Source organism: Paracoccus sp. 228 (assembly GCF_000967825.1).
Classification (GTDB): domain Bacteria; phylum Pseudomonadota; class Alphaproteobacteria; order Rhodobacterales; family Rhodobacteraceae; genus Paracoccus; species Paracoccus marcusii.
On sequence record NZ_JYGY01000002.1, the window covers coordinates 93,153 to 116,238 of the forward strand.

The window sequence follows — 23,086 nt, forward strand, 5'->3', positions numbered from 1 at the left end:
TCTGCGGCATCCGGCCCCCGGCCATTCAAACCCCTGACAATCGAGGGCACGTGGACGAACTCCTGAACAGATCTTGGGACGTGATTATCGTCGGCGCCGGCCTGGGCGGTGGCCTCTGCGGTCGTGCCCTGGCCGAGGCGGGCCTTTCGGTGCTGTTCGTGGAAAAGGGGTCCACCGGCCCCCGCTTGGCCGAGAACGGCCAGGAATGCGGCTATGACGACCCGTTCGCGCGGCAGATGTTCGGCTGCTGGCCGGTGCCGGTGGAATCGACGGTGGACGGTGCCACGTCGGTTGGCTGGGGCGCGCAGGGTGTGGGCGTCGGCGGCACCTCGGTCTTCTATGCCGCCGCCATGGAACAGCCCGAACGCCACGACATGGAATCCGTCCCCGGCCTGCCGCATCCGACGGGCGGCTGGCCGGTGGGCTATGATGAATTCGCGCCTTGGTACGACCGTGCGCGCGACGTGATGGCCGTCAACGGCAGCCAGGACCCGTTGGGCGAACCGGCAGCGCCCCTGGCGGCCCCGCGCCCGCTGGCCGCGCGGGACGAAGCCTTGGGCCAGGCGCTGGAGAGGGCAGGGCTGCATCCCTATCGCGCGCACCTTGGCATCCGCCAGCTGGAGGGGTGTCGCGAGTGCATCGGCCGCAAGTGCCCCCGCGACTGCAAGATGGACGGTCGGTCGGCGGGCGTCCTGCCCGCCCTTGCCACGGGGCGCGCCGCGGTGCTGGACGGCACTGATGCCCTGTCGCTGCAAGGTGATGCCAGGACGGTCACACATCTTCGCGTGCGCCGCGACGGAGTCGAGCATCTGCTGTCAGCGCGGGCCTTCGTGCTTGCTGGAGGCAGCCTGTCGTCGCCGCGCCTGCTGTTGGCCTCCAGCACCGATTACTGGCCCGACGGCTGCGGCAATACCAGCGGCCTGGTGGGTCGGGGCCTGATGTTCCACATCAACGAACGCATAGCCATCTGGCCCCCGCGTAACGCGCCCGTCAGCGCGCCCGGACCGCTCAAGACCTTTTCGCTGCGTGACCTGTACCGGGACGGGCCCGATCGGATGGGGCTGTTCCAGTCCCTGGGACTGCCCGCCGATTACGGAAACATCCTCTACGTGCTGCGCCAGCGCTATCAGGCCTCGCCCTTCAGACACTTGCGCATCGGTCATGAGTTGCTGCGCCTGCCCGCGCTGACCGCGGCCAAGCTTCTGGGAGATGCCCGCGTCTTCGCCGGGATCATCGAGGACCTGCCGGACGAGGACAACCGCGTCCGGCACGACCCCGCGCGGCCCGACACGATCATCTACGAATACCGCATGTCCGAAGAGCTTCTGGCCCGCCGCCTGCGGTTCCGCAAACTGCTCAAGCGGCGCCTGCGCGGGCTCCGGTCCCTGTGGCTCAGCCATGCGCCCGAACTGAACATCGCGCATCCCTGCGGTACCCTTCGCTTTTCGGACGATCCACGCCAAGGCGTCCTGGACCGCGACTGCAAGGCGCATGACCTGGACAACCTGTTCGTCGCCGATGCCAGCTTCATGCCCAGTTCGACCGGGGTGAACCCGGGCATGACCATCGTGGCGAACGCCTTGCGGGTGGCCGATGCGATGGCCCGGCGGCTGAAGGCCGCGCCATGACCGGGGTCGCCGTCATCACCGGCAGCAGCACGAATCTTGGTCAGGCGATTGCGCGCCGCCTGGCGGCGCATGGGATGACGGTGCGGGGCGTCTCCCGCCACCCGCGCCCGGCCGAGGGACTGTTTCAGACGCTGCAGGGCGACGTCACCGACGCCCAGGCCATGCGCGACCTGGCGCAGAGGATCGAGGGCGAACTTGGTCCGGTCACCATTCTGATCCATGCCGCGGCGATCCATCGCCGCCAGGACTTCCTGTCCGCCCGGGCCGAGGATGTGTGCCATCAGGTGCAGGTGAACCTGTGCGGGCGCATCAACGTGACGGCCGCGTTCCTGCCCGGCATGGTCGCACAGGGGCGCGGCCGCATCATCAACGTCGCCCGTCCGGTGCCGCGTCCCCCGTTGCCCGGCAACCTGGGATTCGCCGCCGCGCAGGCCGGAGCAGACATCCTGACCCGGACCCTGTCGGTCGAGGTCGGCGGCCGTCTGCCCGGCATCGTCGTGACCGAGTGGGTGCCTGACCTTGATCCCGAACATGGCCCCGATCGGGTTGCAGGACTGGGCGCGGCGTTGGCGTTGAACGATGATCCGGCCCTGCACGGCGCGACCGTCCTTGGGGATCGCCAGATCCTGCCGGGCCGATCGCTGCGGCGCCGTGTCCTGGACCTGCTGCTGCTGAAACCCGCCGCCAGACCAATCGTCCTGGCCCCGGAACCGACCAGCCTGAAAGAGACGACATGAAGCACATCCTGTATTCCGCCCTTGCCGCCCTTGGCCTGTCCGTGCCCGCGCCTGTTACAGCCGAACCCGTGCCCGAACGTGACAGCGCCCGCGTGTTCGTCTTCGGCAACAGCCTGATCCATCACCTGACCGACACGGACGAGACGACCGTCCCCCATTGGCTGGCCGTGATGGCCCGGCACGACGGGCGCGATCTGGCGCTGGACGGACGCTTCGGCTTTCCGCGCGAATTCGCGGCGGAACTGCCGCCGGTTCCGAACTGGTCGTTCGATGCGGTCACCCCCGCCTGGAATCCGGATCAGCCCTTTGCCTCGGCGCGGTTCGACACGATCATCCTGAACCCCGAGAATTTCATTCAATACGGCCGTTCGGACAAGCGCTATCCGGGCGACAACCCCGACCGCCAGTCCCCTTATGGCGCAACGGTCACCGTCTTGGACTGGGTCGTGCAGAACACCGACGCGCCGCGCATCCTGATCTACGAAGGGTGGGCCGACCTTCACCCCTTTGCCGATGATTTTCCGCCTGAACCGGCCGAGATGCAGCGGTATTACCGCCACGCGCAGAACGGCTATGCCCGCTGGTACGACGACTATGTCGCGCGGCTTGCGGGGGTGCGTCCCGATGCCGACATCAGCCTGCTGCCGGTCGGTCGCGTGATGGCACGCCTGCTGTCCGAGGCGCCGCTGTCGGCCATCGCGCCCGATGCGCTGTTTTCCGACCTGTCCCCCCACGGGACCGAGACGATCTATCTGCTGGCGGCGATGATCACCTATGCCGATCTCTATGGCGCGCGGCCGCCGTCGGGACTGGCGCTGCCCGACACCATTAATCCCGACTTCGCCGCCGCGTATGAGGATACGGCCGACAGAATCTGGGACATCATGCAGACCGGGCGGCACTGACGACCATGCGCGCAATGATCGGATCGCTGTTCACGGGGCAGGGGCTTGCCCAACGGGCCTTCCGCGGCTCTGCCCTGACGATGATCAGCTTCGGGGGCATCCAGGCGATCCGCCTGGCCTCGAACCTGGTACTGACTCGTCTCCTGTTCCCCGAGGTTTTCGGCCTGATGACCCTTATCATGGTCATCATCCAAGGCCTGAACAACTTTTCGGACGTGGGGATCACCCCTGCCATCCTGCAAAGCCGGCGGGGCGACGACCGGACCTTCCTGGACACGGCCTTTACCATGCAGGCCATCCGCGGGGTGATCCTGTGGCTGGGCTGCTGCATCCTGGCGGTGCCGGCGGCGTCCTTCTACGGGGTGCCCGAACTGGTCTGGTTCCTGCCCGTCGCGGGAACCACCGCGATGATCTATGGCCTGCTGCCCACGAAGATCGAGACCGCGAACCGTCATCTGCAGATGGGTCGCCTGACCATCGTGGAACTGGCGACCGCGGCGGTGACCACGATCATCACCATCGGGCTGGCCGCCATGCTGGAATCGGCCTGGGCGCTGGTGATCGGGCTGATCCTGGGGTCGGTGGTCAAGGTGCTGATGGTCAGCTACTGGATGCCGGGCCCGGCAAACCGGTTCCGGTGGGACCCGGATTGTGTTGCCGAACTGGTGCGTTTCGGCAAATGGATCATGCCGTCGACCGTGGTGGGCTTTGTCATCTCTCAGGGTGACAAGGCGGTCCTGGCGCGCTTGCTGACGCTGACGCAGCTGGGCATCTACAATATCGCGTTCTTTCTGGCCAGCTTTCCGCTGATGCTGGGAACGACGGTGATATCCCGCGTGATGATCCCGCTTTATCGTACCGCGTTCGAGGATCCCAGTGCCGGGCACATGCGTCGCGTGCGCATCGTGCGCGCCGCGCTGACGGGCAGCTTCATGCTGCTGCTGGCGCTGCTGGCGACATTCGGGGAACATCTCGTCGTGCTGCTCTATGATCCGCGCTATGCCAGTGCGGGGCCGCTGGTGACGCTGATCGCGCTGGCCAGCATTCCGTCGTTGATCGGTCTCAGCTATGACCAGGCCGCTTTGGCCGGAGGGGACTCCCGCGGGTTCTTCTGGGTCACGCTGGTGCGCGCGGTGCTGTTTCTCAGCCTGTTCACCCTTGGTGGCGTCCAGGCGGGCATTCCGGGCGCCTTGGCGGGGCAGGCGCTGGCGGCGATTCTGGCCTATCCGATGCTGGTGCGCATTGCACGCAAGCACGGGGCATGGGATGGTCTGCACGACCTGACCTTCGGCGCGGTTGGGCTGGTCTTGGCCGCGGTTCTGCTGATCTAGGCGGGCTTTGCCGCCACGCGGTGCAGGTGTTCCATGCGGCGCCTGAACTCGCTGTGGAAGTCATGGGCCTGCGCGAAGTCCAACGCGTGGGCCGAGGCCTTGGCGATTGCCGCCCGGTCCAGCCCCGCGATGATGTCGGCGGCCTTCCTGGGCTGTCCCATCGGCATGACCCAACCGCCGCCGGATTGCTGCGCCAGTTCAGACCACATCCGGTTGTTCGTGCCCAGAACGGGCACACCGCAGCCCATCGCCTCCAGATAGCTGCACGAGGGGTCGGACTGCCTGTGCGGGGCCAGGAACAGATCCGCGTTCCGGCGCATCCACGGCACCAGGCCGGTGGCGAAATCGACAGGCTGATGCAGATGAACCGCCTCGCCCAGATCATGCCGCGCCACATCGTCCGCGATCGCCTGCCGCATGTCGCCGGCGCCAAAGATGTCCATGCGGAAATCCACGCCCTGCTCGCGCAGCGCGATGGCGGTGGGGATCAGGTCCTGCGTGCCCTTCATCGCGATCAACCGGCCGGCATGGACGATCCGCAGCGGCCCGTTCCACCCCGCGCGGGCCTGCATTTCTGAAGCCGTGGCCATGGTCTCCCGCTCCGACCGATTGTCCAGATAGAGGCATGTGTCGTCGTTCAGCCCCCCATAGGCCGCCATCGCTGGATAACCGTTGGCCTGCACCCCGTCCGCTGACCGCAGCGCACGGCGCAGCCGCAACTCCTGCGTCAGAAGCCACTGGACCGACCGGGCCAGCCGCAACGGGCGGCGCGCCAGGTCCAGCCGCGCGACGGCCAGGCGGGTCTGCAGCGGGTATTCGATCGCATAGACCAGCCGCGCCCCAACCGCGCCCCACAGGCGGGCCAGATCCAGCTGCCGATGGTCGTCGGCCGTGCCCAGCACCACCTGCGCGCCGCGCAGATCCTCGGCTGAGATGGGCGCGTCCTGGGCGATCAGGCGCAGCTCTCCGGGCAGGTCCGCGGCCGTCACCGGGCTGGCAAAGGGCAGCGTCGCCGATCCCTGTCGCAGCACGACACGGGTCGGGCCGCCCCATTCGCGCGCAAACAGGTGCAGGCCCGCCACGAACTTGTCGTCCATCCATATCTGCCCGTCACGCATCATCACGTGGACCGAGGGCACCATGACCAGCATGCCGGTCATGACTGCCGGGGTCTTTCACGCAGGGCGCGCAGAGCATGTCCCGGCAGGATCAGCGCGCCGCGGACATAGCGCGGGCCCAACCGCTTGGGGCTCAGCGCGGCGCGCCACAGCCATTCCATGCGGGCCGCCCGGAACAACCGCGGGGCGCGGCGCTGCTTGCCCGTGACGAAATCGATGCCCGCCCCCACCGAGGCAAAGCCGACCTGCGGGCAGATCCTGCGCCCGCGCGCGGCCAGGATCTCCTGCCGCGGGGCGCCAAGGGCCAGCAGGCACAGCGATGCGCCGCTGGCGTTCAGGCGGTCCAGCAGGGCGTCGGCCTCGGCACCGTGGGGATCGAAAGGAAAGCCGGGGGCAGCGACCAGGCTGACGGTCAGTCCGGGATGCGCGGCGATCAGGCGGCGGGCAGCATCCTGTCCGCCCTCCTCGGTGCCGGCCAGAATGGCCACGCCGCGGTCCAGGCGGGCAGCCAGCGCGCACAATGGCTGCACCAGGTCCGATCCTGGCACCAGCGACACCCGCTGTCCGCCAAGCCGCGCCAGCCAGACGACCGGGTTGCCGTCCGCCACGATCAGGTCATGCTGCGCATAGGCCGTGCGGAAATCGGCGTCGCTGCGCAGCTTTTCCAGATGATCGACATTCATCGTCGCCAAGGCAAAACCCTGACGGGCCGCCAGCCGGGTTTCGACGATCGACAGCAGCGCTTGGCGGTCCGGCACGGTCAGGGCGACGCGGTCGTCGCCGATTGCGAATTGCATCATGGCTCCTTCACGGGGGTGGCGGTCGGCGTCGGCGGCAGAAGTCTGCGCAAATGGTCGGCAAGCACCTCGACATTGCCCGGCTCAAGGATCGACAGATGCGTTCCCGGCAGGTCGTGGAGGGTCCACCCGCCCGCCGCAATCTGCGCCCAGCCCAACCCCTGACGTTTGCCCTCCGGGGAATCCCAGAAGCTGGCATCGGCGCGGAAGATCGCGATGGGCCGATCATAGGGCTGGGGGCTGTAATGGATCACGGCCTGCACGTTCGCCTCGATCAGCTGGGCCATGTCGACGGTCGGACCTTTGCCGTCGGTCGGCAGCAGGTCGCGCACCTCGGGCTGTTCATGGGGTCGGCGGTTGTCCAGCGTTTCGACGATATGGCGCAGGCCGTGGCGGCGCAGCTGGCCCAGATGCGCCCGCAGCTTGGCCCAGCCTCGGACCGAGGGCCGTCCGCCGGGGCCCGCGGCGTCCAGCACCACCAGCAGGGGCACCTCGCGCCCCGCGCGGCGCAATTGCTGCGCCAGTTCCAGCGCGAAATACGACGCCATCGACACCGCGACCAGGCAGACCGGCTGCCCCGGCAGGTGCCGGTCCAGCTCCTCCAGATAGGTGCGGGCGACGGCTTCGACCCTGATATCCAGTCCGCCCTCGGGAACGCCGACCGTCAGGCCCAGCACCGGATAGTCGGGACCAAGCGCGTCCGACAGGGGCCGGAACAGTGCCTGCTTGCGGCCCAGAACATGGACGCCGATGATCGGAACGTTATGTCCCAGGGGCTGGGTCGGGATCAGATAGCGGGGCCGATCCGGGGTCGTGCGATGCAGGCGGACCAGCCCTTCGGGCGTGGGGGCCTGCATGACATCGGCCGTGTGCAGGCGCAGTCCGGTGCGGCTTCGCACAAGGCTGATCAGGCGCAACGCCAGAAGGGAATCGCCGCCAAGGTCGTAGAAGTCGTCATCCGGTCCGACATGGGCCAGGTCCAGCACATTGGCCATGCAGGCGGCCACGGACAGGACCTGCGGTTCGGCATGGCCGGGTCCGGCCACGGGCCCGGCGGCGGCGGGACGGGGCAGCAGGTCCCGCGCGATCTTGCCGTTCGCGGTGACCGGCAGATCATCGACCGCCATCAGCCGTGGCACCATATAGGCAGGCAGCTGGTCGCGCAGATCGCGCGCGACCTGGTCGATGTCGGTGCCATCCTCGGCGACGACCCAGCCCAGCAGGCGTGCCGGCGGTCCCTTGTCCAGGTCCACGAAAAGCTGCAGGACGCCGGGGCGTGCCGCCAGGGCGCTTTCGATCTGGCCCAGTTCGATCCGCTGGCCGCGCAGCTTGACCTGTCGATCCTCGCGCCCCAGGAACATCAGCTGCCCGTCTGCCGACCAGCGGCCCAGATCGCCGCTGCGATACAGCCGGCCTTCGGCGTCGGCCGTGAACGCCCGTGCGGTCGAATCAGGATCGTCCAGATAGCCGCCGCTGACGGCCTGACCGCCGATCACGATCTCTCCCTCGCCACCCACAGGCGTGGGCGTACCGTCCGGCGCGCGCAGCACGACGCGGGCATGGCCAGCGGGACGACCGATCGGAACCTCGGACCCGGCGGACAAAGACGATCCCTGCCACAGGGTACTGGTCACCGTGGCTTCGGCCGGGCCATAGGCGTTGACGAACCGGACGCCAGGGGCCAGGCGCTGCCATTCGCGGAAGGCTGCGGGCGGCACGCGTTCGCTGCCCGTCACCAACAGGCGCAGGCTGTCTGGTATGGGCCGCGGATGATCGCGCAGGTCCGCGACCATCTGTTGCCAATAGCTGGCGGGCAGGTTCAGAACCGTCAGCCCATGCCGCCGGACCAGATCCAGCAGACCCTGGATCGAGCCGAGCGGCGTGGCGTCGCGCAACACGACATGCGCGCCGGACAGCAGGGTCGGCCAGACCTCCTCCAGTGCGACGTCGAAACTGGGCGTCGCGAATTGCAGGACAGCATCCTGTTCGGTCAGCGCATAGGCGTCGACCATCGCATGGGCATGCGCGCTGAGTGCCGCGTTCAGCCCCCGAACCGCCTTGGGCGTTCCGGTGGAGCCGGAGGTGAAGGTGACATAGGCCAGGCTGTCCGCATCCAGGGGTGGTCGCGGCGGGGCGTGGGCTTGGCAGGCGTCGTCGGCCATCACCACGTTCGGTGCAGCGGTCGACAGCGGCATGTCCTGCTGGACCACGATGGCCTTGGCACGGGCCTGGCGGATCAGGCCGGACAAGTAGTCGTGGGACTGATCCAGATCCAGCAGCAGAAAACCGGCGCCAGCCTTGAGCGTGGCCAGCATCGCGGCGATCTGGCGCACGGATCGGGGCAGGGCGATCGCCACGACATCCTGCGGACCGATGCCGCATTCGACAAGCCGCGCCGCAAGGGCATTGGCCTGCTGGTCCAAGGTGCGGAAATCGACGGAATGACCCGTCTGCGCCTCGGTCACGGCGGTCCGGTCGCCATGACGGGCGACCGTCGCCTCGAAGGCCGATGCCAGGTCGGGCAGCACATCCGGGACGGGCCGGTCGGGGCGCCCCAGGGTGTGCAGGTGTCGCTGCTCCTCTGCGTCCAGCATCGTTAGGTCGGACAGCGGCGTGTCGGTGTCGGCTCGACCCATCGCCTGCAGCAGGTTGGCCATCTGGTGCAGGATGCGGGCCGCCACCTCGTCCGGCAACCGGGCGGCGTCATGTTCCAGCGACAGCCACAACGCACCTTCGTCATGGACCGACAGCGACATCAGCGCCGTGCCCTCCTCGATCAGGCGGACGCCGGTCCAGCCGCAGCCGTCCGCCGCAAGCCGCGCGGCAAGCGTGCCGCGCTGGTACATCAGAACGGTATCGTAAAGCGCCGAACGGCCCTGCCGACCGGACCACTGCCGGATGAGCGTCTGTCGCGCATGGGAATGCGGCCGCAACTGCAGCGTCTGCGCCCGCAGGCGCGCCAGCAGGTCGCCGAAGGTTCCGATGTCGTCCATCCGCACCTGGAACGGCACCGTCGTGACCAGACAGCCCGCGACCCGATCATTGCGACCACGACCCGATTCCACCAGACCGAAGGCCGCGCCCGACCGCCCGGTCCAGCGCACCAGCAGCATCGACCAAGCCGCCTGCACCACCGTCAGCGTGGTCACCTGCGCCGCATGCGCCAGACGGCGGATGGCGTCGCACGCGTCCATCGACAGAGTCAGGTCGGTCTGGTGCATCGGGCCATGCGTTTTCGCCGGGGCCGCGGGAAAGGCCGACGCGACGGTTTCATCGGACAACGTGGTGGCAAAGGCGGCGCGGGCCTGCGGCTCGTCCAGCTGATGCTCCCGGATCGCCTGGATGAAGCCGATGCCGGGTGCCATCAGCGGATCGCCGGACAGGATCCGCCACAGTTCGGTCAGAATCAACGCGATGCTGGTCCCGTCGATCAGGGCGTGGTGGATGGTCCAGACCATCCGGGCCTGCCCCCCACCCAGATCGGCCATCGTGACCCGCCATCCGGGCCGTTCGGTGGGGTCCACGCCGGCCGCGCGGTCATCGGCCAGAAAACGGTCCACCATCCCGTCCGACAAATCGGCACTGTCCATATGCACCGGCGCGTGGTCCAGCACGTCCAGGCGCAGGATGCCGGTATCGTCGGTGACCAGGACGGTCCGCAGTGTCTCGTGACGGTCTGACAACTGCTGCCATGCGGCCAACAAGGGGCCGGGCGCCAAAATGTCGGACGGCGCGTCCAGAACGATCTGTTCGATATGGGCGCGGTTCGGATCTGCCTGATCGCTGCCCGCTAGAAAAGCCGCCTGGCTGTCGGTGGCGGCGGGCAGATCGCGGACGATCTTTCGATCATCCGTGCTGACAGACGGTCCGTGCAGCATATTCCTAATCCGTTCCGACCAAATAAGATGAAACCAGCGATACCCGTCCAATCACGCTATCGCAAAGAAAGAGTTGCCGCATAGCCGATTGATCGCGATTTTACATAGATGAACCTGCACGCGACCTTACCGGTTCCGGCTGTCCGCGAACAGTGCGGCCAGCTTGCCGGCCTCTGTTGCGATGTCATGGCGCGTCAGCGCGCGCGTACGGGCGGCGGCGCCCATCCGTTCCAGTTGGTCTCGTGGGGTCCGGGCGGCGGTGTCCAGCGCCCTCGCCAGGTCGTCTTCGGACCCGGCCGGGATGAGCCAGCCGGTCTGGCCGTCGACCATCAGCTCGGGGATGCCAGCGATCAGGGTGGCGATGCAGGGGCGGCCCGCCGCCATCGCCTCCATCAGGGCCACGGGCAGGCCTTCGGCAAAGCTGGGCATGGCCATGACATGCGCCGCAGACAGCGCGTCGCGCACGCCGGTCTCGTCCAGCCAGCCGGCCAGCGTGACGCGCGTGTCCAGCCCGTGCGCCCTGATCGACCGCTGGATCTCGGCCCGCAGCGGGCCGTCACCCACCAGCGTCAGGTGCACCGGCGCGGTGCAGCGCGCCATCGCCTCGATCAGCAGGACCTGGCCCTTCTGCTCGGCGAAGCGGCCAATGCAGACCACGCGCAGTGGGTCGTGCACGTCCGGTCCCGGCGGCAGGGGAACTGGCGCCGCGAACAGGGCGGGGTCGATGCCGCAATGGACCACTTTGATGCGGTCCCAGGCATCGAAGGGCGCCCATCGCGCCAGCTGGCTGCGTCCGAAGGCGCTGACCGCCACCGCGAAACGCGCTTCGGCCACCTTGTCACGCAGCAGTAGCGTGTGCGGGCTATCGAACTCCTCGGGGCCGTGAAAGGTCACGCTGTAGCCCGGGCCGCCCAGCATCCTTACATAGCGGACCAAATCGGCCGAGTTTGTTCCGAAATGGGCATGCAGATGCGTCAGGCCCAGCTGCCGGCTGCGATCGGCCAGGATGGCAGCCTCTGCCAGATAGATCACCTGGCGCAGGGGGCCGCGCCCGGGCCCGCCCCGCCGCCCTGCCGACAATGCCCGAAGCAGGCTGCGCGGATGGCGGATCACCGCACGGATCAGCGCCATGCCCAAGGCCAACGCACCCCGGTCCAGCACGTATTCGGTCCGGTCGGCCTCGGCCTGATCCTCGGCAGACAGCACGGGTTGATCGTCGCGCCGCATGGCGAACCGCGCGACGGTCAGACCGGCCGCCTCGAGGGCCCGAATCTCCCTGCGGATGAAGGTCTGGGACGGACGGGGATAGGTGTTGATGACATAGCCGATCCGGTCGGGGGGCAGCGTCGTGTCCATGTCGTCACCGTTCATATTATTCGCCTTAAAGTTTAATTACTTGCGTCTTACACTCGCATGAATGGTGCCCGAAAGACGCCATTCTGTCGATCTTGTTTCGCAAATGAACCGATCGGTGCTATAGTTGTCAGGATCATTTTGAAAGGGTCGGGGCATTTTGCTGGTCGGTATTATCGCAACCTCTGCAGTCATTGGCATCGTCTCAACCATCCTGTTCCTCGTGCTGGGGTTCGGGTGGCTGTCGTCGATCCTGTGGGGCTACGTCGGTTGCGGCATGCTCAGCGTGTTCGCATTGTCCCTTCTTGTCAGCCGTTCCCTTCGATACCGCAATTGTCCGGGGCGATCCAACCTGAACGATGCGGCGCCCGTCGGCGGCGCGGACTGCGATTAAACTTGTACGCAAGATAAACTGGCGCGATGAGTTGGCACGGCTATTGCTGAGGCTCCATGATGGAGGCTCAGATGACGAACGCCGTGACCTGGATGTGGATTGGCAACCACCAGCAGATCAACACCACGCCAGGAACGCCCGCGACCGGGACCGAGGCGGACGGGATGAAGGGCTACAAGGTTGTCGGCCAGAATCAGATCAAGCCGGTCGAGTTGGACGGACAGCTGCGCGCGATCAATACCGCCCAGGGCCCGGCCGAGGCTTATGCGACAAGCTACAGCCAGCATCCTGACGGTGCCAGCAAGTTCGCCTATGGTTCGCCCACCGATGGGGGGCAAAGCACCAGCCAGATCACCGGCTTCCTCAAGGTTCAGTACAAGCTGACCTTTCCGGACAACACCACCAGCACCCAGGACGGCGTGCTGATCCAGATGCGCAACGGGGACATGTTCTTCCGCCCTGCCAAGGACAGCGTCGCGGCATGGTCCGACGTCAAGTCGCTGCATTCGGTCGAGATCATCGAGGCCGACCCCCTGCCCAAGGAGGTCTATGTCGCCAAGATCTCGTTCGCGCCTGACATCCACGACATGGAGATCATGTGCTTTGCCGCGGACACGCTGATCCTGACCGCGGACGGGCCGCGCCCGGTCGACAGCCTGCAGCCGGGTGACCTGATCTGGACGCGCGATCACAGATATCAGCCCCTGCGCTGGATCGGCAGGCGCCGTTTCGATGCCGTGGATCTGGCGGCGAACCCCAAGCTTCGTCCGATCCGCATTGCGGCCGGGGCGCTTGGCCTAAACCAGCCGTCGGCGCCCCTGTCCGTGTCGCGCCAGCACCGCATCATGATCCGGTCATCGGTCGCGCGGATCCTGTTCGGGACCGACGAGATCCTGGCACCGGCTTGCCAACTGATCGATGTTCCGGGCATCGCGGTGGACATGTCCGTGTCGCAGGTGACCTATTGCCATCTGATGTTCGACGCCCACCAGGTCGTCGATTCCAACGGCGCACAGACGGAATCTTTGTATCCCGGCCCCCAGGCCCTGCGCGCGATGGGGTCGGCGGCCCTGTCCGAACTGCGGCAGATCTTTCCCGAATTGTTCGCGGATCAGGCCCACCCGGCCGAGGCCCGCACATTCGTGCGCGGCCCCCGGCTGCGCCAGCTTGTTCAGCTACACACCGTCGGACAGGCCGCGCTGGTCAGCTGAACGCTGCCGGCCTCAGCCGGCCGTCGGCGCGCCGTAAAGGCTGCGCGCCTCGCGGAAGGACACAAGGCGACGACGATTTTCGTCCCAGAGGTGCAGGTTCACCGACCGCAGGCTTTCGCGCAAGGTCAGCCGCTGTGCCGATGCAAGTTCGTCATGGTCGCGCAGGATTTCCGGCAGGCGATAGAACGGGATGCGGCTGTACAGGTGGTGGACATGATGCACCCCGATATTGGCGGACAGCCAGCGCAGGGGCTGGGGCAGGATGTAATGCGACGATCCGGCCAGCGCCGCATCGTGCAATTGCCATTCGTCCCCATTGGCCCAGTGTGTTTCCTCGAACTGATGCTGGACATAGAACAGCCACACGCCGACGGTCCCCGCGACGATGGTCGTGGGCAGGAAGATCAGCAGGACGGGCATCGGCCCGGCAAACCAGATCATCGTGCCCAGGATCAACGCCAGCGCCAGATTGGTGCCCAGGGCCGATGCCCAGAACCGCCATCCCGCCCGCATCAGCCCAAGCGGCAGACGGTTCTGCAGCAGGAACAGATAGCTTGGCCCCAGCACGAACAGCACCAGGGGGTGGCGATACAGCCGGTACATCAGCCGGCCGAACCGGCCGCGGCTGCGATACTCGCCCACCGTCAGGGTCATCACGTCGCCGATGCCGCGTTCGTCCAGGTTCCCGTGCTGAGCGTGGTGCAGCGAATGGGTCCGGCGCCAGACGTCATAGGGCGTCAGGGTCAGCACGCCCAGACCCCGCCCGATCCAGTCCTGGACCTTGCGATTGCGAAAGAACGACGCGTGGCCGCAATCATGCTGGATGCAGAAGATGCGGACCAGGAACAGCCCGTTCACCAGCGCGATCGGCACGGCCAGCCAATAGCTGACCGACAGCGCCGCCCAAGCCAGCGCCCAGAGTGCCAGGAACGGAACGATCGTGGCCATCAACTCCCACACGCTGCGGCGGGTCGACGGCTCGCGATACTTGGCGAGGACCTGCACCCATTCCTTGGCCTGGCGCGGCGTGCTTGCGTTTGGTGTACCCATAATCAGCGACTCTGCGCCCCCTCAGTTCATTTCAGGCGGCGATAGCACAGAAAGGACGCCGCCGCCTATGGGGCCCGTGACGTCCCATTGCCGCATCATGGCTGACAAAGGGTTGGAGACCGGATCGGACACGGTTTCGTCACCGGACCGACAGCAGTGGTGATGATGCGCGGAACCGGCGCACGCCGGCCGCGTTTTGCGGTGAACAATTCAGGCGAGGCCACCCGATGATCATCCCGTTTGCACGACTGACGCTGACTGCGGCCGTTCTGGCGCTGGCAGTCCCCATCGGCGGTCTGTCAGGCAGTGCGGCGTGGGCGCAGGCCGCACCGGCCGAGCGCGGGTCCGAGGCACCGGAATGCGCGGCCGATGCCGGTGTTGCCGAACCGGCAACCCAGCCTGACGCATCCGAGGACAGCACAGCCGCGGAAAACACCGGAACCACCGGCTGGAGCGGTGGAACGGGCGGGTCACAGTTGGGGACCAACATTCAGGGCGCCGTCGAATCGTCCCCGACCTGGCAGCCCCCGACGGCGCGAGGTTTGGATCTTGCCGGAACTGCGGAAGACCAGCCGGCCTGCTGACGCCTGCGCTGCAAGATCATTCGGACGGTGCCGCTTGTTGGTGCATCGCTGACATTTTGTGCATCTTTCACGGGTGCCGTAACCTGTGATTACAGCCTTGTGGCTCTCCTCACGGAATCATGGTCATTTTATTGAGAGTTACGCAAAAGCCGCTGCCGAACAATCGGCAGCGGCTTATTTTTGTCTGCGCTCCAGAGGCCACCCCGCTGTGGTGCACTCAGAATTCCATCATGCGTGCGGTGCCTGCCTTGGGCGATCCGGCCCTATGGCGCGGCGCGGCGACTTGGACGAACGGATCGTCGCTGGTGCGAAGTGGATCATCCCGTGTGTCCCATGTCGAGGCCGGCTGGAAGGTGAAGCTGGTCAGGGCTGATGCCAGTACGCCTGCCTGATGCTGCAGTGATGCTGCGGCGGCGTTCGTTTCCTCGGCCACGGCGGCGTTCTGCTGGGTCACTTGGTCCAGATGGTTCACGCCCGAGTTGATCTCGGACAATGCGGTGGACTGGTCGCTGGCGGCCAGGGCGATGGCTGCGACCTGATCCGACACCTCGCGGGCCTTGGACAGGATCTGCTCGAGACTGCCCCCGGTGCGGCTGACCAGTGAGGATCCTGACCGAACGTGCTGCGAGGAATCCGAGATGAGCCCCTTGATCTCACGCGCGGATTCCGACGCACGCTGCGCCAGCCCGCGCACCTCGGATGCGACCACGGCGAAACCGCGACCCGCCTCTCCGGCGCGGGCGGCCTCGACCCCGGCGTTCAGCGCCAGCAGGTTCGTCTGGAACGCGATATCGTCGATGACGGTGATGATGCGGTTGATTTGGTCCGAGGACGCCTCGATCTTTTCCATGGCCTGGATCGCCTCTCCGACGATGCTGCGGCCCTCCTCGGCGATCGAGCGGTTGGCGCGCGACACGCTCTCGGCCGTGCGCGCCAGATCGGCGGTGGAGTGCACGCTGGCGGTCAGTTCGGTCAGCGCCGCCGCCGATTCCTCCAGCGTGGCGGCCTGCGTCTCTGCGCGACCTGCCAGGTCCTGGGCGGCAGAGGTGATCTCGTCCGAGCCCGTGCGCACCTGGCGGGCGACCTCGACGATGCGGCCCATCGTGCTGCCCAGATCGGACACGACCTTGTTGAAGCTGGCGCGCAGCGCCTCGTATTCTTGGGGGAAGGGATCATGCGCGGGGCTGGCGATCTGGGCGGTCAGGTCGCCAGCCGCCAGCCGCTCCAACCCGGTGGAAATGTCGGTCACGATGCGCGCCTGCTTGCGGGACTGCGCCTGCGCCTCGGCGGCGCCGGCCTCGCGCAGGGCGGCGGCGGCGTGGCGGGCCTCCTGGGCCTGGGCCAGGCCATCGCGGAACTGTTCCAGATTGCGGGCGATCGAGCCGATCTCGTCGCGCATCGCCGTGCCGGGGATCGGCCGGTCGTAGTTCTGGCGGGCGACATCCTGCATCGCGGCGTCGACGGCCGCCAAGGGCCGCAGGGCACGACGCGTCATCACCTGGTTCAGCGCAAAGGCCAGCAGCAGCGCGGCGGCGGTCAGGGCCACGGCCGTGGTCAGGTTACGCCACAGTACCGCCTCGATCCCGTCCATCGCCACGCCTGCATAAAGGACGCCGTTCACCTGACCCTGTTGATCGCGGACTGGGACATACAGCGTCAGATAGGGATGATCCAGGATCGTGGTCGTGCCGGAATAGGTCCGCCCCTCCAGCATGGCGGCATGAACCGGGCCCGTCGGGTCCAGCGGCGTGCCGACCGCGCGGGTGCCGTCCGGGCGCTTGACGTTGGTCGTCACGCGCATGAACTGGCCCAGTTCGGGGTCAAGCCGGAAGATGGTCGCCGTCTCTCCGGTCTGGCCGCCGACATCGTCGATCATGGTGTGATCGGCGAAATCGGGGATCTGCGGCCAGACGACGTCGCCCAGGGTGCCGTCCGGCCTGGTCGTCGCGGAAAAGCCGTCGTGGTCCACGGCAAGATCATAGGACAGGACGCGCAGCGTCACCCGTTGCGCGCTTTGGGCGTTTTCCAGAAGGCTTTGGCGTTGCGCCATGCTGAGCACGGTGACCAGCACAAGCGCCAGGGCCGTCATCAGGCCAAGGCTGGTCAGGGTGATCTTTTGGCGCAGGGACAGGCGCGGGACGAAGGACATCGAAATCTCCGGGACAGGGACCAGGAGCCGACGCTAGCGCACAAATGCTAATGCCCGGTTAGCGTGCCCCCGCTTGACTTGGCCCGGCCCCCCGCCTAGGCACGCGCCCTTCGCAGTCACAGGGCAGGGCATCCGACATGGCACCGCGCGGCAACGGCCTGGGCATCGACTTCGGCACCTCGAACTCGGCGGCGGGACATGCGCCGGACGGGACGCCGCGCCTGATCCGGCTGGAACCGGGGCAGACGACCATGCCCACGACCTTTTTCCTGGACGCCGACAGCCGCACCACCCTGATGGGCCAGCCCGCGAACCGCGCCCTGCTGGACGGGCACGAGGGCCGCTTCATGCGGGCGCTGAAGCGTGTCCTGGGCACATCGCTGATGCATGAAAAGCGGATGATCCTGAACGAGAGGGTGACCTTCGTCGACCTGATCGCGCGCTTTCTGAACCGCATCAAGACGCGGGCCGAGGCCGAGACCGGGCAGACCTTCGACCGCGCGCTGTCGGGCCGGCCCGTCGTCTTTCATGGCGATGGCGACCCGCGCGAGGCGCAGGCCGAGGACGATCTGCGTCTATGCTATCTGGCTGCGGGATTTCGCGACGTGGACTTCATGCCCGAGCCCGAGGCCGCGGCCATCGCCGCCGGTGCCGCGCGGCCCGGCGCCACTGGCCTGATCGTGGACGTGGGCGGAGGCACGTCAGATTTCTCGCTGTTCCAGGGGCAGTGGGCGGGGGTGCGGATCCTGGCCAGCCACGGCGTGCGGATCGGCGGCACCGATTTCGACCGCGCGGTCAGCCTGGATCACGTGATGCCGCTGCTGGGCCGGGGATCGGTTTTGCGCAAGGCGATGGGGCCGGGGACGTCGCCCGTACCGAACGCCATCTACAACGACCTTGCCACGTGGGAGAAGATCCCCTTTGTGAACACCCCCCAGAACCGCCGCATGGTTGCCGAAATGGTCCGGCTGGCCGAACAGCCCGACGCCATGGCCCGCCTGTCGCGCGTGCTGGAGGACGATCTGGGCCACGATCTGGCCTTTGCCGTCGAACGCGGCAAGATCGCCGCCAATGACGGTGCCGACGACGCGGCCATCCTGCTGGACGAGGTCGAACGCGGCCTGTCCGCGCCGCTGGCAGGGCAGGCGTTGGCCGACAGCCTGTCGCGCCACGCCAGCCAGCTGCACGAGGGCGCCGTCGAGACGCTGCACCGCGCACAACTGACCCCGGCGCAGGTCGACCGGGTGATCTATGTCGGGGGGTCAAGCCTGATGACGGTTGTGGGCGACACGATGCGCGCGGCCTTTCCCGATGCAGATCATTCGGCACAGGACGTGTTCACGGCCGTGGCCGACGGGCTGGCCATCGCGGCGCGGTAGGGGCGGGGAAGGCTGGCGGAAGGGAATGGGAGTCGAACCCACCCGGGACAGGCTCGCTGCCCCAACCGGATTTGAAGTCCGGCCAAACCACCGGGTCTGATGCCCTTCCGCGGTCCTTCGTCCCTGTCACCTAGGGGCTGGTGGCGGGTCCTGCAATAGAATGTTTCGCAACATGGCGGCCCGGGACGCAAGCTGCGATGCCAGGTCGCGGTGGTCCGGGTCGTCGAACGTCACGGCATCGACGGCCTGACACAGGCTTGCCACGGCCCGGTCGCGGTCCTGCGCGGACACACGGGCGAATTGTCGCGCCACTGTCGCGACCATCAGGTTGCCCGTCGGGCGCATCGCGTGGAACGCCGCAAGGGTCGCCAGCCGCAGGGGCCCGACCTGATCGACGTGACGCGCCAGGCGGGCATAGACGGCGATGAAATCCGGGGGCAGGGATTCGTTGATCCGCGGGGCGTCCTGCAGGGGCGCGTCGGGGGACAGGCCAAGCAGCCCTGCGAACACGCCGATGAAATCCGCGTCCAGCCGGGTCAGCACCCGCGCCGAGGCCCCGGTCCTGTCCGCGATCAGATCGGCCATATGGCCAAGGTCCATCATCGCGCGGATGGCGGGCATGCGGCAGAAGACCGCAAAATCGGGCAGGCTCAGCGGCCTGCCCGGTGGCACCGGGTTGATCAGCGCCTGTTTCCACAACGACCGCAGCCACCCGTCCAGATCGCGCCCGACCAGGAACAGGGTCGTGTCGAAACCCGTCAGCACCTCTCGGACCTGCTGCCAGGCGCAGTCGGGGATCAGCGCCCGATTGGTCATCACCCCCTCGCAGGACAGGATCAGCGTGTGGGCGCGCCCATCACGCAGGGGGCCGGTCTCGGCCGCAAGCCGCGACAGGTCGCCGCGTTTCAACCCTTGGACCAGCCATTGATGCTTGGGGTCGCGGGGCGTGTCGACCGAGGCATAGACGATGCCCTGCGCCGCCAGCACCCCGCGGTTCAGATGGCACCACGCCTGCAGGGTGGACGTCCCGGTCTTGGGCGGACCGGGATGCAGGATCACGCGCGGACGGCTGTCGTTCATGCGCGCCATGTCGGCCCGATCCGCCGGCGATGTCAACGCAGGGTGCGCCCTCAGCCCGCCAGCAGCGCGGCGTTCCCCCCCGCGGCGGTGGTGTCGACGCACAGGTGGCGTTCATGCGTGACGTGGGCGCGGTCCGGCACCGCCGTGATCAGCGGCACCAGCGGACCTGGCCGCGCGGCCAGGGCCCGAGCCATCGCCCGCCCCGTCGCCACGTCACCCCACCACAGCACCGCAGTCACATCGGGCAGATCGCGCAGCGCATGCGGATCGACATCGCCCTCTGCGACAACCGCCTGACCGCCGGCATCGGTCACGGCACGTGCCTGTGCCGCCGCGGCAGGGGCGCCGGGGCCCAGGCACAGGACGGGGCCGCGGGGCAGGGTGGTCAGGCGGTTCAGCTCTCCGGTCGGGCCGGGCATCAGCTGGTCGGTGGGCGCGGCGCCAGGGGCGGGACGGGTCAGCGCCGCAGCCAGGCGGTCGGTGCTGTCGGCCCCGGTCCAGTCCGTCGCCGCGGCGGCGGGGGCTGCGGGCGCGAACAGCCGCGTCAGGTACTGCGGGCCGCCGGCCTTGGGTCCCGTGCCCGACAGGCCCTCTCCGCCAAAGGGCTGGCTGCCGACGGTGGCGCCGACCTGGTTGCGGTTGACGTACAGGTTGCCCGCATGGACCGCCTGCGTGACCTCCTGCACCCGGCTGTCGATGCGCGAATGCAGCCCGAAGGTCAGCCCGTATCCCGTCGCGTTGATCGCCGCCACGACCCGGTCCAGGTCCCGCGCCTTGAAAGTCGCGACATGCAGGACGGGGCCGAAGATCTCGCGCTCCAGCGCCTGGATGCCGTCGATGCGGATCAGCGTGGGCGGTACGAAATGCCCCGTGGCGGGCGCCGCGACCTGGTGCAGGATCCGGTCGCGGTTCTGGTCCAGATACGCCAGGATCCCGGCCTGCGCCTCGGCGTCGATGACCGGGCCGACATCGGTGGACAGATCCCACGGGTCGCCCACGCGAAGCTGGTCCATCGCCCCCTGGATCATCGCGATCAGATGCGGGGCCACGTCCTCCTGCACGTAGAGACAGCGCAGCGCCGAACAGCGCTGGCCTGCCGACCGGAAGCTGGAGGCGATGATGTCGCGCACCGCCTGTTCGGGCAGGGCCGTGCTGTCCACGATCATCGCGTTCAGACCGCCCGTCTCCGCGATCAGCGGCGTGCCGGGGGCCATGTGGTCCGCCATGCTGGCGGCGATCAGCCGCGCCGTATCGGTGCCGCCGGTAAAGACGACGCCGTTGATGCGCGGATCGCGTGTCAGCGCCGCACCGACCGTCGCGCCGTCGCCCGGCAGCAGCTGCAGTGCGCCGGCCGGAACGCCCGCACGGTGCATCAGGCGCACGGCAAGGGCCGCGATCAGCGGGGTCTGTTCGGCCGGCTTGGCCAGCACCGCGTTCCCCGCCATCAGCGCCGCCGCGACCTGTCCGGTGAAGATCGCCAGCGGAAAGTTCCAGGGGCTGATCGCAGCGATGATCCCGCGCGGGGCATCCGTGCGGCCCTCGCCCTGCTGGGCGTAATAGCGCAGGAAATCCACCGCCTCGCGCAGTTCGGCCACGGCGTCGTTCAGGGTCTTGCCCGCCTCGCGGGACAGGATGCCGAAGATCGGGCCGAAATCAGCCTCGAACAGGTCCGCGGCGCGGCGCAGGGTCGCGGCCCGTTCCGAGGCAGGGGCCGCCCAGGGGCGGGCCGCATCGATGGCGCGGGTCACGGTGGCCTCGTCCGCCTCGGTGGCGGTTGCCAGGATGTCGCCGGTGGCGGGGTTCACCACCGGACTCGCCTGTCCGGTCGTCGCCTGCGCGGTCAAGGGGCCGGCATCGGCGATGGACCCGTCACGGGCAGCAAAGATCCGGTCCAGCTGGTCGCGGGCGGCCAGGTCAAAGCCCTGCGCGTTCACGCGGCCCGCGCCATAGATCGCATGGGGCGCCAGCAGGGTCGCGGGGGCCTGGGCCGTCGCCAGCGCGTCAAACGGATCGCGGGCGATCTGTTCGGGCGTCACGTCCAGATCGACGATCTGGTTCACGAAGCTGCTGTTCGCGCCGTTCTCCAGCAGGCGGCGCACCAGATAGGCCAGCAGGTCCTGATGCGCGCCGACCGGGGCATAGATGCGACAGGCGGTGCGATGATCGCGCAGGACGATGTCGTGCAGCCGCTCTCCCATCCCGTGCAGGCGCTGGAATTCGAACGGCGCATTGCCCGCCAGTTCCAGGATGGCCGCGACGCTGTGCGCGTTGTGCGTGGCGAATTGCGGATAGATGCGGTCGGTCATGCCCAACAGTCTCTTCGCCAGCGCGACATAGCTGACATCCGTCGCGGTCTTGGAGATGAACAGCGGAAAATCCGGATGCCCCTCGACCTGGGCGCGCTTCATCTCGGTGTCCCAATAGGCACCCTTGACCAGGCGCAGCATGATGCGGCGGTCGTGCCGGACCGCCAGCGCATGCAGCGCATCGATCATCGGCCCCGCCCGCTTGCCATAGGCCTGCACGACCACGCCGAACCCGTCCCATCCGGCCAGATCGGGGTCCGGCAGGACGGCCTCGATCACCTGCAGCGACAGGGCGAGGCGGTCCTGCTCCTCGGCGTCGATGTTCAGGCCCATGTTCGCCGCACGCGCCCGGCGGGCCAGATCGCGGACCACGGGGACCAGTTCGGCCATCACCCGATCCTCCTGCGCGACCTCATAGCGGGGGTGCAGCGCCGACAGCTTGATCGAGATGCCGGGGTTCCGGGCGACGGAGCCATGCGTGCAAGCGCCTGCGATGGCCGCGATGGCCTTGCGGTATTCGTCGGCATAGCGGTCGGCGTCGCGGGCGGTCATCGCCGCCTCGCCCAGCATGTCATAGCTGTAGGTGTATCCCTTGGCCTCCTGACCCTTCGCCCGGTCCAACGCGGCGTCGATGGTCTGGCCCAGGACGAACTGGCGTCCCATCTCGCGCATCGCGCGGGTGACGGCGGTGCGGATCACCGGCTCTCCAAGGCGGCGGACCGCGCCGCGCAGGGTGCCCGCCAGACCGGGCTTGCTGTCGTCCAGCACCCGCCCCGTCAGCATCAGCGCCCAGGTCGAGGCGTTGACCAGGCTGGAGGAGCTGTCGCCCAGGTGGCGGCCCCAATCGGAGGGGGCGATCTTGTCCTCAATCAGCGCATCGATGGTGGCACGGTCGGGCACGCGCAGCATCGCCTCGGCCAGGCACATCAGGGCCACGCCCTCGCGGGTGGACAGGCCGTATTCGGCCAGCATCAGTTCCATCATCGTGGGCTTGGATTCGGCGCGGATGCGGCGGATCAGGTTGGCCGCGCGGTCGCTGATCCGCGCACGGGTATCAGGCGACAACGCCGCATCGCGGACCAGCCGGTCCAGCAGGGGCGCTTCGGGTTGGAACTTGGCGGAAAAGGAAAGGTCGGTCATGGCGGCACCCCTGTCTGATATCGGCAGAATATCGCGTGCCGTCTGG

Annotated in this window: 16 protein-coding genes and 1 tRNA gene; 8 read left to right on the forward strand and 9 right to left on the reverse strand. The window is 67.8% G+C overall.

Annotated features, from left to right (window positions below; genetic code table 11):
* Positions 1-80 precede the first annotated feature (80 nt).
* From SY26_RS05835 to SY26_RS05850, 4 genes are read left to right on the forward strand one after another with little or no spacing between them, the layout of a single operon-like run.
* The gene (locus SY26_RS05835; RefSeq protein ID WP_232303277.1) at positions 81-1,628 is read left to right on the forward strand and encodes a GMC oxidoreductase; all 1,548 of its coding nucleotides are present in this window, start codon (positions 81-83) and stop codon (positions 1,626-1,628) included.
* Positions 1,625-2,365, forward strand: a complete 741-nt coding sequence (locus SY26_RS05840; RefSeq protein ID WP_045999759.1) for an SDR family oxidoreductase — start codon at positions 1,625-1,627, stop codon at positions 2,363-2,365. Before SY26_RS05835 ends, SY26_RS05840 begins: the two co-directional genes overlap by 4 nt.
* Entirely contained in the window at positions 2,362-3,270 is a 909-nt protein-coding gene (locus SY26_RS05845; RefSeq protein ID WP_052715153.1) for a hypothetical protein, read from the forward strand. Before SY26_RS05840 ends, SY26_RS05845 begins: the two co-directional genes overlap by 4 nt.
* A 5-nt stretch (positions 3,271-3,275) precedes the next feature.
* Entirely contained in the window at positions 3,276-4,601 is a 1,326-nt protein-coding gene (locus SY26_RS05850; RefSeq protein ID WP_157020425.1) for an oligosaccharide flippase family protein, read from the forward strand.
* Here SY26_RS05850 and SY26_RS05855 read toward each other — a convergent pair.
* From SY26_RS05855 to SY26_RS05870, 4 genes are all read right to left on the reverse strand, one after another.
* Positions 4,598-5,761: a glycosyltransferase gene (locus tag SY26_RS05855; RefSeq protein WP_045999761.1), complete on the reverse strand. Its 1,164-nt coding sequence runs from the start codon at positions 5,759-5,761 to the stop codon at positions 4,598-4,600. The two genes, SY26_RS05850 and SY26_RS05855, sit on opposite strands and share 4 nt — an antisense overlap.
* Positions 5,758-6,519, reverse strand: a complete 762-nt coding sequence (locus tag SY26_RS05860; protein WP_349548229.1) for a WecB/TagA/CpsF family glycosyltransferase — start codon at positions 6,517-6,519, stop codon at positions 5,758-5,760. Before SY26_RS05860 ends, SY26_RS05855 begins: the two co-directional genes overlap by 4 nt.
* The gene (locus SY26_RS05865; protein ID WP_045999763.1) at positions 6,516-10,394 is read right to left on the reverse strand and encodes a non-ribosomal peptide synthetase; all 3,879 of its coding nucleotides are present in this window, start codon (positions 10,392-10,394) and stop codon (positions 6,516-6,518) included. Before SY26_RS05865 ends, SY26_RS05860 begins: the two co-directional genes overlap by 4 nt.
* A 126-nt stretch (positions 10,395-10,520) precedes the next feature.
* The gene (locus SY26_RS05870) at positions 10,521-11,765 is read right to left on the reverse strand and encodes a glycosyltransferase family 4 protein (protein ID WP_232303278.1); all 1,245 of its coding nucleotides are present in this window, start codon (positions 11,763-11,765) and stop codon (positions 10,521-10,523) included.
* A 142-nt stretch (positions 11,766-11,907) separates the two neighbouring features.
* Here SY26_RS05870 and SY26_RS05875 point away from each other — a divergent pair, with 142 nt between their 5' ends.
* Both SY26_RS05875 and SY26_RS19815 read left to right on the forward strand, forming a co-directional pair.
* Positions 11,908-12,141 (forward strand): hypothetical protein, encoded by a 234-nt coding sequence (locus SY26_RS05875; RefSeq protein WP_045982075.1) that lies wholly within the window; start codon positions 11,908-11,910, stop codon positions 12,139-12,141.
* A 71-nt stretch (positions 12,142-12,212) separates the two neighbouring features.
* Positions 12,213-13,352: a Hint domain-containing protein gene (locus SY26_RS19815; RefSeq protein WP_052715154.1), complete on the forward strand. Its 1,140-nt coding sequence runs from the start codon at positions 12,213-12,215 to the stop codon at positions 13,350-13,352.
* 12 nt (positions 13,353-13,364) lie between these two features.
* Here SY26_RS19815 and SY26_RS05885 read toward each other — a convergent pair whose 3' ends face one another.
* Positions 13,365-14,402, reverse strand: a complete 1,038-nt coding sequence (locus tag SY26_RS05885; protein ID WP_045999764.1) for a fatty acid desaturase — start codon at positions 14,400-14,402, stop codon at positions 13,365-13,367.
* Between the two features lie 227 nt (positions 14,403-14,629).
* Between SY26_RS05885 and SY26_RS05890 the strand changes: the two genes are divergently transcribed.
* Positions 14,630-14,986: a hypothetical protein gene (locus SY26_RS05890; RefSeq protein WP_045999765.1), complete on the forward strand. Its 357-nt coding sequence runs from the start codon at positions 14,630-14,632 to the stop codon at positions 14,984-14,986.
* A 217-nt stretch (positions 14,987-15,203) separates the two neighbouring features.
* On the opposite strand, the gene SY26_RS05895 is transcribed toward SY26_RS05890, so the two are convergent.
* Positions 15,204-17,135 carry a methyl-accepting chemotaxis protein gene (locus tag SY26_RS05895; protein WP_052715155.1) on the reverse strand — a complete coding sequence of 644 codons (1,932 nt, stop codon included), beginning with the start codon at positions 17,133-17,135 and terminating at the stop codon, positions 15,204-15,206.
* Positions 17,136-17,272: 137 nt separating this feature from the next.
* Here SY26_RS05895 and SY26_RS05900 point away from each other — a divergent pair, with 137 nt between their 5' ends.
* A complete protein-coding gene (locus SY26_RS05900) occupies positions 17,273-18,514 on the forward strand; it encodes an Hsp70 family protein (protein ID WP_045999766.1) in 1,242 nt (413 codons plus the stop codon).
* Positions 18,515-18,527: 13 nt separating this feature from the next.
* Here the strand turns inward: SY26_RS05900 and SY26_RS05905 are convergent.
* From SY26_RS05905 to putA, 3 genes are all read right to left on the reverse strand, one after another.
* A tRNA-Sec gene (locus SY26_RS05905) sits at positions 18,528-18,623 on the reverse strand.
* Between the two features lie 17 nt (positions 18,624-18,640).
* On the reverse strand, positions 18,641-19,603 hold the full coding sequence (locus tag SY26_RS05910; protein ID WP_045999767.1) for a hypothetical protein: 963 nt from the start codon (positions 19,601-19,603) through the stop codon (positions 18,641-18,643).
* A 41-nt stretch (positions 19,604-19,644) separates the two neighbouring features.
* On the reverse strand, positions 19,645-23,040 hold the full coding sequence (putA, locus tag SY26_RS05915; RefSeq protein ID WP_046000274.1) for a bifunctional proline dehydrogenase/L-glutamate gamma-semialdehyde dehydrogenase PutA: 3,396 nt from the start codon (positions 23,038-23,040) through the stop codon (positions 19,645-19,647).
* Positions 23,041-23,086 lie beyond the last annotated feature (46 nt).

Coding starts and splice junctions, on each gene's coding strand:
- SY26_RS05840 (WP_045999759.1), top strand. CDS start 1,625: ATGACCGGGGTCGCCGTCATCACCGGCAGCAGCACGAATCTTGGTCAG.
- SY26_RS05845 (WP_052715153.1), top strand. CDS start 2,362: ATGAAGCACATCCTGTATTCCGCCCTTGCCGCCCTTGGCCTGTCCGTG.
- SY26_RS05850 (WP_157020425.1), top strand. CDS start 3,276: ATGCGCGCAATGATCGGATCGCTGTTCACGGGGCAGGGGCTTGCCCAA.
- SY26_RS05855 (WP_045999761.1), bottom strand. CDS start 5,761: ATGACCGGCATGCTGGTCATGGTGCCCTCGGTCCACGTGATGATGCGT.
- SY26_RS05860 (WP_349548229.1), bottom strand. CDS start 6,519: ATGATGCAATTCGCAATCGGCGACGACCGCGTCGCCCTGACCGTGCCG.
- SY26_RS05865 (WP_045999763.1), bottom strand. CDS start 10,394: ATGCTGCACGGACCGTCTGTCAGCACGGATGATCGAAAGATCGTCCGC.
- SY26_RS05870 (WP_232303278.1), bottom strand. CDS start 11,765: ATGAACGGTGACGACATGGACACGACGCTGCCCCCCGACCGGATCGGC.
- SY26_RS19815 (WP_052715154.1), top strand. CDS start 12,213: ATGACGAACGCCGTGACCTGGATGTGGATTGGCAACCACCAGCAGATC.
- SY26_RS05885 (WP_045999764.1), bottom strand. CDS start 14,402: ATGGGTACACCAAACGCAAGCACGCCGCGCCAGGCCAAGGAATGGGTG.
- SY26_RS05890 (WP_045999765.1), top strand. CDS start 14,630: ATGATCATCCCGTTTGCACGACTGACGCTGACTGCGGCCGTTCTGGCG.
- SY26_RS05895 (WP_052715155.1), bottom strand. CDS start 17,135: ATGTCCTTCGTCCCGCGCCTGTCCCTGCGCCAAAAGATCACCCTGACC.
- SY26_RS05900 (WP_045999766.1), top strand. CDS start 17,273: ATGGCACCGCGCGGCAACGGCCTGGGCATCGACTTCGGCACCTCGAAC.
- SY26_RS05910 (WP_045999767.1), bottom strand. CDS start 19,603: ATGGCGCGCATGAACGACAGCCGTCCGCGCGTGATCCTGCATCCCGGT.
- putA (WP_046000274.1), bottom strand. CDS start 23,040: ATGACCGACCTTTCCTTTTCCGCCAAGTTCCAACCCGAAGCGCCCCTG.